This is a genomic window from Brevibacterium ammoniilyticum (assembly GCF_038429965.1).
Classification (GTDB): domain Bacteria; phylum Actinomycetota; class Actinomycetes; order Actinomycetales; family Brevibacteriaceae; genus Brevibacterium; species Brevibacterium ammoniilyticum.
Genome location: NZ_BAABNP010000005.1, coordinates 287,060 through 294,054, shown reverse-complemented (window position 1 = coordinate 294,054; position 6,995 = coordinate 287,060). Strand labels below are relative to the sequence as shown.

The following is a 6,995-nucleotide window of genomic DNA, read 5'->3' as shown; positions in this document are numbered from 1 at the left end:
GCCGCCTCCCAGGCCGCGGCCGGGGTGATGCCTTCCCCGAAGGCCTGGTGCTGCCGGTGATGGTTGTAGTGGGCCCAGAAGTCGCTGAGCACGGTGTCAAGCTCCTGACTCGTCTCCGGTTTCATTGCCTGCAGACGTTTGCGCACGGGTTTGTGTGCGCTTTCGATCTTTCCCTGATTCTGTGGGTGGTAGAACGGTCCTGGGGTGACGATGATGCCTTGTTGAGCCATCGCGATGTCCACGGCACCGAGCATCCCGAAGCGTTGCAGGCTGAACCCGCGGGAGTTATCGCACAGGATCTCTCGGGGTTTGCCGTTCTCGGCGATCGCCTCGTTCAGGGTCGATAGGACCGTGTCCGTGGTCTCCCCGTCGGGTGCTTCGCACAGGGCCAGCATCTTGCGGCTGCAGTCGTCGATGAGTTGGAGGATCGTGAATACCTCGGTGGTGGGAGCCTGGTAGACGAAGCCGTCGAGTTGCCAGAGTTCGTTGGTGGAGGTCTTCTGGAAGCGTTTGATCGCAGAGTGCGGGCGTTTTCTGGGATTGAGGCGGGTCAGCTGCTCGGTGCGGAGGAAGTCCGCGATCCTCGAGGTGCTCGGGATCAGGTGGGCGGGGTGGTCGTTGCGGATGAGTGTCCACTTGATCGATCGGGGGCCGTCGTCATAACCGGCTGCGGTCAGCTCCTGCCGATACTGTCGCACCAGTTCCCAGGTCAGGTCCGGGTAGATGGTGTGAGGGTTCTTCGGGGCCGTGGAGGCAGGGGCTAAAGGCTGGGACTCGTTCTTGATCCGGTAGTAGGAATCGCGGGAGATGTGGTGGTCACGGCAAAACGATGAGACGGTGTCGGTTTCGGAGGGGTGGTGGGCAAGGATTTCTCGGCGCTGGTGTGTTGTCAGTCGATCAGACATGCTCCCAGACTGTGTCCGATAAGTCGGTACCGATGTTGGTGTCCGATAAGTCGGTACGAAGACTGTCCGATAAGTGACTGAGGACTGTGTCCGAGAAGAACGTGTACAACACAGAGGTTGCTGAGCCGCCGTCAGGTAGTGGAGGAGGGAGCTCGGTGGGTGGATTGGCAGGGCCTTTTCAAAGTCGGGTGATTTCGATGGCGAGTTCGGGGTGTCGGTTGTAGTAGCGGCTGGCCGCGGCGATATTGGTCTGTCCTGCCAACCGGTGGATGCTGATGGCGAGGTTGCGTAAGACTGCCATGACGCGGGCACCGCCGCCGGTCCGGACTTGGGAGCGGTCCTCATCGAACGTTGTGTCACGGACCCAGTGGAGACGGTTCTCGATTCCCCAGTGTCCGCGTAGCAGCCTGGCCAGATTCGCCGCGTCGGCGGTCTCGTGCGTCAGCGAGGTGATCGCGTAGACGATTTCTCCGCTGTCGTCTCGGTCTGTGCCGGATTGGCTGCGGTGAAGGCGCATGATCTGGGCCGCCTGCGGGAATGTGATGCGTAAGGGACACTCCAGCACGGTGGCGTGCCAGCCGCTGATGCGGCCGTGGGCTTTCTCGTTGCAGGTGTACTGGGGGTCAGTCCGGGCCCAGGAGGCCTGGGCGATCTGGGTGTGCAGCGACTTGGCGTTGGTTTTGACGGTGAAGAGGTAGTGGCCGCCGCGGGCGGTGATAGCCTCAGCCTGCTGGGCCAGTGTGTGAAGGGCATCGGCGGTGATCACGCGAGAGTCGAGATCACCGAGTTGGTCGAGCAGGCCGGGCAGGTGCGGGATCTCGTTGGTTTTGGCGTCGACGCTTTCCTGGCCGATGACCGTGCCGGTCGAATGGTCGAACGCGGCCATGAGGAACACACGGTCATGGTCGACGTGTTTGGCCCCGCGGACTTCCTTCCCGTCGACGGCGATCGCTTTCAGGCCGGTGCCGGTAGGAGTCGTGCCGGCAGTTCGTTGGGCGATCCATTCAGTGACGACGGTGTCGAAGGCTGCCGCATCCATCTGGGCGGCTATCCGGTGGATCGTCGCGACCGAGGGCGCTGTTGTGGTGTGGGTGAGCACGCCGCGGGCGCAGGCATCGGCGGCCCATTCAGCGATCCCGGTCAGGGTGGACTGGCCGCTGATGACCGCGGCTGTGAATATGAGAAGAAGCCCGGCGAAGGGGTAGCGGATACCGCGGCGATGGCGTGGATCGGTCAGAGCCGACAATGCCTGGCGCAACGACGGCAGATCGGCGTCGGTGAAGTCGGTTACGAGTGTCGAGTGGCGGGTGAGCATTGTGGTGGGGGAAGATGACACCAGAGGCTCCTGTTCCTCGGTGGGTTGTGGTAGACATCACCGTGGTAACAGGAGTTCTCTCGTTCTCATCGCCCGCCACGCCGGTCATGGGCTGCCTTCTCCTTCCACGGGAGCCCATCCCGACTTTGAAAAGGCCCTGGTGGATTGGACTTGCCGGGATGGACTCAGATAAACTTGAACCACCCAAGACCGTCGGTCTCTGTGGATCCATCGAAGTTCGCCATCGAATCTCGATGCCCGCAGACGAAGACTCGCAAGCGAGTGACCCACGCAGGTGAGCACGAGATACTTCCGCACGATTCGCACGAATCGAACGGCCAAGCGTTTCACGCCTTCCTGCGTGGAGCGCTTTTTTGCATTGTCGGGGAAGGCCGGACGACTTATGAAAGGAACACCATGGCGAGGCCAGACAAGGCAGCCGCAGTCGAGGAGATCAAACAGCAGTTTGAGAACTCCGACGCTGTGTTGCTGACCGAGTACCGCGGTCTCACCGTCGCGCAGATGAAAGAACTGCGCGTCTCTCTCGGTGAGAACGTCAGCTACGCCGTGGTAAAGAACACGCTGACCAAGATTGCAGCCAAGGAAGCCGGGATCACCGGTCTCGATGAGCACCTCAATGGGCCCACCGCGATCGCGTTCGTCACCGGCGAACCACCCGAGGCTGCCAAGGCTCTGCGTAACTTTGCCAAGGCGAACGACAAGCTCGTGGTGAAGGGCGGTTACTTCGATGGAACCGCACTCAGCCCCGAACAGGTCAACCAGCTCGCCGACCTCGAATCCCGCGAAGTGCTGCTTGCAAAGGCAGCCGGTGCCATGAAGGCAAGCCTCCACCAGGCGGCTTACCTCTTCACCGCTCCGCTGGTCAAGGCCGCGCGCACTGTCGATGCCCTCCGCGAGAAGCAGGACGACGCTCCTGCTTCGGACGCCTGAGCATCACCCCAAACCGAACCGGTCGCTGATCGTGACCAAAACAGGAAGGACTAGCCACCATGGCTAAGCTCACCACCGACGAGCTCCTCGAAGCTTTCAAGGAGCTCACCCTCATCGAACTCTCTGAGTTCGTCAAGAAGTTCGAAGAAGAGTTCGACGTCGAGGCTGCCGCACCGGCCGCCGCCGTCGTCGCTGCCCCTGCCGGCGGAGCCGGAGAGGCCGCTGCCGAAGAGCAGACCGAATTCGACGTCATCCTCGAATCGGCCGGCGAGAAGAAGGTTCCCGTCATCAAGGAAGTTCGTGGACTCACCTCCCTCGGACTCAAGGAAGCCAAGGACCTCGTCGACGGAGCTCCCAAGGCCGTCCTCGAAGGCGCTTCGAAGGAAGACGCCGAGAAGGCCAAGGAGACCCTCGAGGCTGCCGGCGCCACCGTCACCCTCAAGTGATCCTCTCCGCGGCAGTCTGACTGACCGCGGAACCGCGAACCCCGCAGCCTCACCGGCTGCGGGGTTCGTCGCATCCTGATCCTGATCCGCAACAGCTCGGTGACACCGACCGAGTCCGCACACCCTAGAGTGGGAGCCATGACGACGACCGACCGCCTGCTCGGGCAGCTGCGGGACCGCATCCGCGGCGCGTGGGACACCGGCCCTCTCTTCGTCGACCCGATCATCGAGCCCGGGCTGACCGATCGGCAGCGGTCCGCGGTCGAGACGGCGACCGGTGAGGCCGCGACATTGGGGTTCCCCGTCTTCGTCGCCCTCGTTCCGCCGATCGGGTACCGGTATCAGGACGAGTGGGACGCGTTCACAGCCGACCTCGCCTACGAGATGTTCGACCAGACCGGTGCGGACACGACCCTCGTCCTCTTCTCCGAAGCCGAGAGCGCAGCCCGCAGCAAAGGCTATGTCGTTGACGAGAACGGTCCGGCCGTCCCCCCGAACTCCGATCAGCTGCAGGTCTCGAGCACCGGAGACTTCCTCCCCGTCGAACTCGCCGTCCCCTTTCACCTGACGACCCTCGTGGCCGCTGCGAAGGGCGACCCCTTGCCGCCGCTGCCGGACTTCGACCCCGTCGACGTCGGTGATGACAACGGCGACTACATCGAAGCGACCGGTGTCGACCGCGGCGATCCCGACGGGATCGTCTTCGCCGCCACCTCGCTCGCCGCCCTCGGACTCACCGCCTGGGTGCTCACCCGACGTACGAGGTACCGGTGGAAGGCGACGCTGACGACCGCCCCGGAACTCGTCCGCAGTCATCGGCTCGTCCCCGAGGTCACCCGCGCCCTCGAACCGTTCCCCGAACCGAGAAGCGCTGACGACTCACGCTGGGAGATCCGCGACCGCGGCCTGCGGGTGCAGCGGGCCATCGAAGCGATCACTGCGGCCCACCCCGACTGGGCGAAGTCACCGGACCACTCCCACCGGCAGGCGATCCTCGCCCTGGTCCGGACCGACAGAGCACTGCGGGCGTTGGTCTCCCGCGATCGACCGTCCTCCGCAGAGGCCCTGCCCGCCTTCTGCTACTTCTTCCCCGCCCACGAGAAGCCCGTGGAGAGCATCGCGTGGAAGCAGTCGGGGACGGTGCTCACCATCGATGCGTGCCGGACATGCATCGCCGACCTCGACGCCGGGCACGATCCCGTCTGCCTCATGGTGCCGAAGAACCCGGATGCCCCGAGTTCGAGTCCGGTGCCCTACTTCCGACGCGACGACGCCTATGCGCTCTCCGGATTCGGCAGCTTCACCGCGCTCGAGGACGCGATCGCAGACCTCGGTGTGCCGGGCGCCGGGGCCACGATGCGAACAGGAGACCGGAGATGACAACAGGCATTCTCACCGACCCCCGTCGTCGTGGGCAGTCGAGCGGCGTTCGGTCCCGGCTCGTCCGCATCGTCATCGCGGTCCTCGTCTTCTCCGCTGTCACGGCAGGGGCGATCATCTGGAGCGTCTCCCGGTTCGACGATGCGAGGGCCGAACGCATCGACCGCGCGAACAGCGACGACATCCGAGTCGACTCGATCTACGACGACCGCATCGAGAGTCGCTTCGATGCCGACTACGACCGATCCCGCTACCGCACGATGGCCGAGGGATTCGCCTCCGCCCCGATCCTCGTCGACGAGTATCAGGCATGGGCGGTCGATGACGCCGAGCTGAGCACCCTGCGGACGGAGCTCGAGGGGCTCGACATACCCACCTACGTCGCGTTCCTCTCACTCTCCGATCTCGACGACGCCGACGGCGACGCGAAGCTCGTCGCCGCTCGCATCGCGCGAGAGCTGCCCGATGAGAAGGCGACGGTGGTCGTCCTCGGCGGCACCGGCGTGGACTTCGCCGAGAAGGGAATCGACCGCAGACTCGGCGTCGAGTACCCTCAGCGGACGGAGAAGACCACCGCTGTCGGCTGGGCGCTGGCCTGGGTGCGCGCGCTGAACGCCGCGGAGGTCGATGAACCCTACACCGAACTCGAGGTGGTCCCCGAGCCCCGCGAGAAGCAGCGCCCGGAGGATCTCGCCTACAACCCGGGTTCCGCGGTGGCAGGCGCTGCGTTCGGTCTCATCACCGGCGGCGGGATCGCCGCAGTGACCGTGGCGATCGTGCGGGGGATCCGCTCACGTAAGAAGGACGTGGCCCGATGACGACCGCAACCGGACAGGAGATCGCGGCGGCGCTGAAGACCGACCCGTTCTGGATCGACCCCGCCGTCGCCGACCAACTCAATCCTGCACTCCTGGAGAAGGCGAAGACGACGGCCGAAGGCCTCGATTTCCCCGTCTACGTCATCGCCGTCGATGACCAGTCGGTCGACCGTCAGCTGCTTCAGCAGGTCAAGGTCTTCCACGGCGGTGAGGGCGCCTTCATCATGATCAACGGCACCGACGGCCTCGCCGCCGACCAGACCTTCTCCGACTCGAAGCAGAAGCTCGAGGTGATGGACCAGTACCTCAACGGCATGGACGAGTGGAACTACTCGACGCCGTCGACGACGAAGCTCAACATCCTCCTCGGCTACTACGCAGACCCGCAGCCGCGCGATGACACCGAGGCGGTCACCGGGCAGGACGTGCCCGGCAGCGAAGTCGTCGACTCCGGGAACTCGGGGTCGTTCGCCCCGCTCTTCCTCGGCGGCGCGATCCTCGTCCTCGCCCTCGTCATCGCCGGCATCTGGCTCGCGCGCTCGATGCGGCAGCGCGCCGATGAGCGCCGCCGCACGGATGCGTTCCGTCTGCCCGCACGCCTGCTCGACCGTGTCGACAGTCTGCAACGGGGCGCCCTGCGGGAGTCGATCAGCGCCGAGACCACGGCGCTGGCCGAGACGATCGACCGTCTGCACACAGCCGACCTCGACCGTGAAGGCGGCGACCGCGTCGAACGCGCACTCGACGCCTACCAGATCGCCCGGCGCATCGTCGACGACCCCGAGGCGGCGCGGATCGATCTCGCCGGTGCCATGGTCCTCATCCGGCAGGCGGGCCGGGAGATCGCCGAGGTGCAGCGCGGCCGGCGGAAGAAGCGCAGCGCCCGTTCGGGTCTGCCGGAGAGTCTGTGCACCGTCAACCCGCTCCACGGGGAGGCGCAGACGACCTCACGCGTCGACGCCGACGGGCAGAGCGTGCGCGTGCCGGTGTGCCGCACGTGCAGCGCCGACCTCGCCGCCGGGCGCGAGCTGCAGTGGATCTTCGACGGCGACCGCCCCTACGTCGAGTCGCCGAGCGTGTGGTCGCGCACGCTCTTCGGTGCGATCGGCGGCGATCTCGTCACCGCCCTCCATCGCGAGCGTCCCGAGTTCGACCGCGAGGTCTGACCACGGGTCCATCC

At 65.2% G+C, this 6,995-nt stretch carries 7 protein-coding genes; 5 read left to right on the top strand and 2 right to left on the bottom strand.

Translation table 11 applies throughout. From position 1 onward, the window contains the following. A partial coding sequence (locus tag AAHA49_RS08340) for a DDE-type integrase/transposase/recombinase (protein ID WP_342037918.1) occupies nt 1-905 on the bottom strand: 905 nt, incomplete at its 3' end. 178 nt (nt 906-1,083) lie between these two features. Beyond that, complete coding sequence (locus tag AAHA49_RS08335) at nt 1,084-2,241, bottom strand: ISAs1 family transposase (RefSeq protein WP_259786987.1); 1,158 nt, start codon at nt 2,239-2,241, stop codon at nt 1,084-1,086. 396 nt (nt 2,242-2,637) lie between these two features. Between AAHA49_RS08335 and rplJ the strand changes: the two genes are divergently transcribed. From rplJ to AAHA49_RS08310, 5 genes are all read left to right on the top strand, one after another. Next, nucleotides 2,638-3,171 (top strand): 50S ribosomal protein L10, encoded by a 534-nt coding sequence (gene rplJ, locus AAHA49_RS08330; protein WP_259786986.1) that lies wholly within the window; start codon nt 2,638-2,640, stop codon nt 3,169-3,171. A 59-nt stretch (nt 3,172-3,230) separates the two neighbouring features. Next, nucleotides 3,231-3,617 (top strand): 50S ribosomal protein L7/L12, encoded by a 387-nt coding sequence (rplL, locus tag AAHA49_RS08325; RefSeq protein ID WP_259786983.1) that lies wholly within the window; start codon nt 3,231-3,233, stop codon nt 3,615-3,617. Between the two features lie 138 nt (nt 3,618-3,755). Further along, a complete protein-coding gene (locus AAHA49_RS08320) occupies nt 3,756-4,997 on the top strand; it encodes a hypothetical protein (protein ID WP_259786982.1) in 1,242 nt (413 codons plus the stop codon). Next, nucleotides 4,994-5,815 carry a hypothetical protein gene (locus AAHA49_RS08315; protein WP_259786980.1) on the top strand — a complete coding sequence of 274 codons (822 nt, stop codon included), beginning with the start codon at nt 4,994-4,996 and terminating at the stop codon, nt 5,813-5,815. The genes AAHA49_RS08320 and AAHA49_RS08315 overlap by 4 nt, the downstream gene beginning before the upstream one ends. After that, nucleotides 5,812-6,981: a hypothetical protein gene (locus AAHA49_RS08310; RefSeq protein WP_259786978.1), complete on the top strand. Its 1,170-nt coding sequence runs from the start codon at nt 5,812-5,814 to the stop codon at nt 6,979-6,981. The genes AAHA49_RS08315 and AAHA49_RS08310 overlap by 4 nt, the downstream gene beginning before the upstream one ends. Nucleotides 6,982-6,995: the final 14 nt, after the last annotated feature.

What these genes read in the sequence shown, in the direction of transcription:
- rplL (WP_259786983.1), top strand. Translation starts at nt 3,231, where the DNA reads ATGGCTAAGCTCACCACCGACGAGCTCCTCGAAGCTTTCAAGGAGCTC.
- AAHA49_RS08320 (WP_259786982.1), top strand. Translation starts at nt 3,756, where the DNA reads ATGACGACGACCGACCGCCTGCTCGGGCAGCTGCGGGACCGCATCCGC.
- AAHA49_RS08315 (WP_259786980.1), top strand. Translation starts at nt 4,994, where the DNA reads ATGACAACAGGCATTCTCACCGACCCCCGTCGTCGTGGGCAGTCGAGC.
- rplJ (WP_259786986.1), top strand. Translation starts at nt 2,638, where the DNA reads ATGGCGAGGCCAGACAAGGCAGCCGCAGTCGAGGAGATCAAACAGCAG.
- AAHA49_RS08310 (WP_259786978.1), top strand. Translation starts at nt 5,812, where the DNA reads ATGACGACCGCAACCGGACAGGAGATCGCGGCGGCGCTGAAGACCGAC.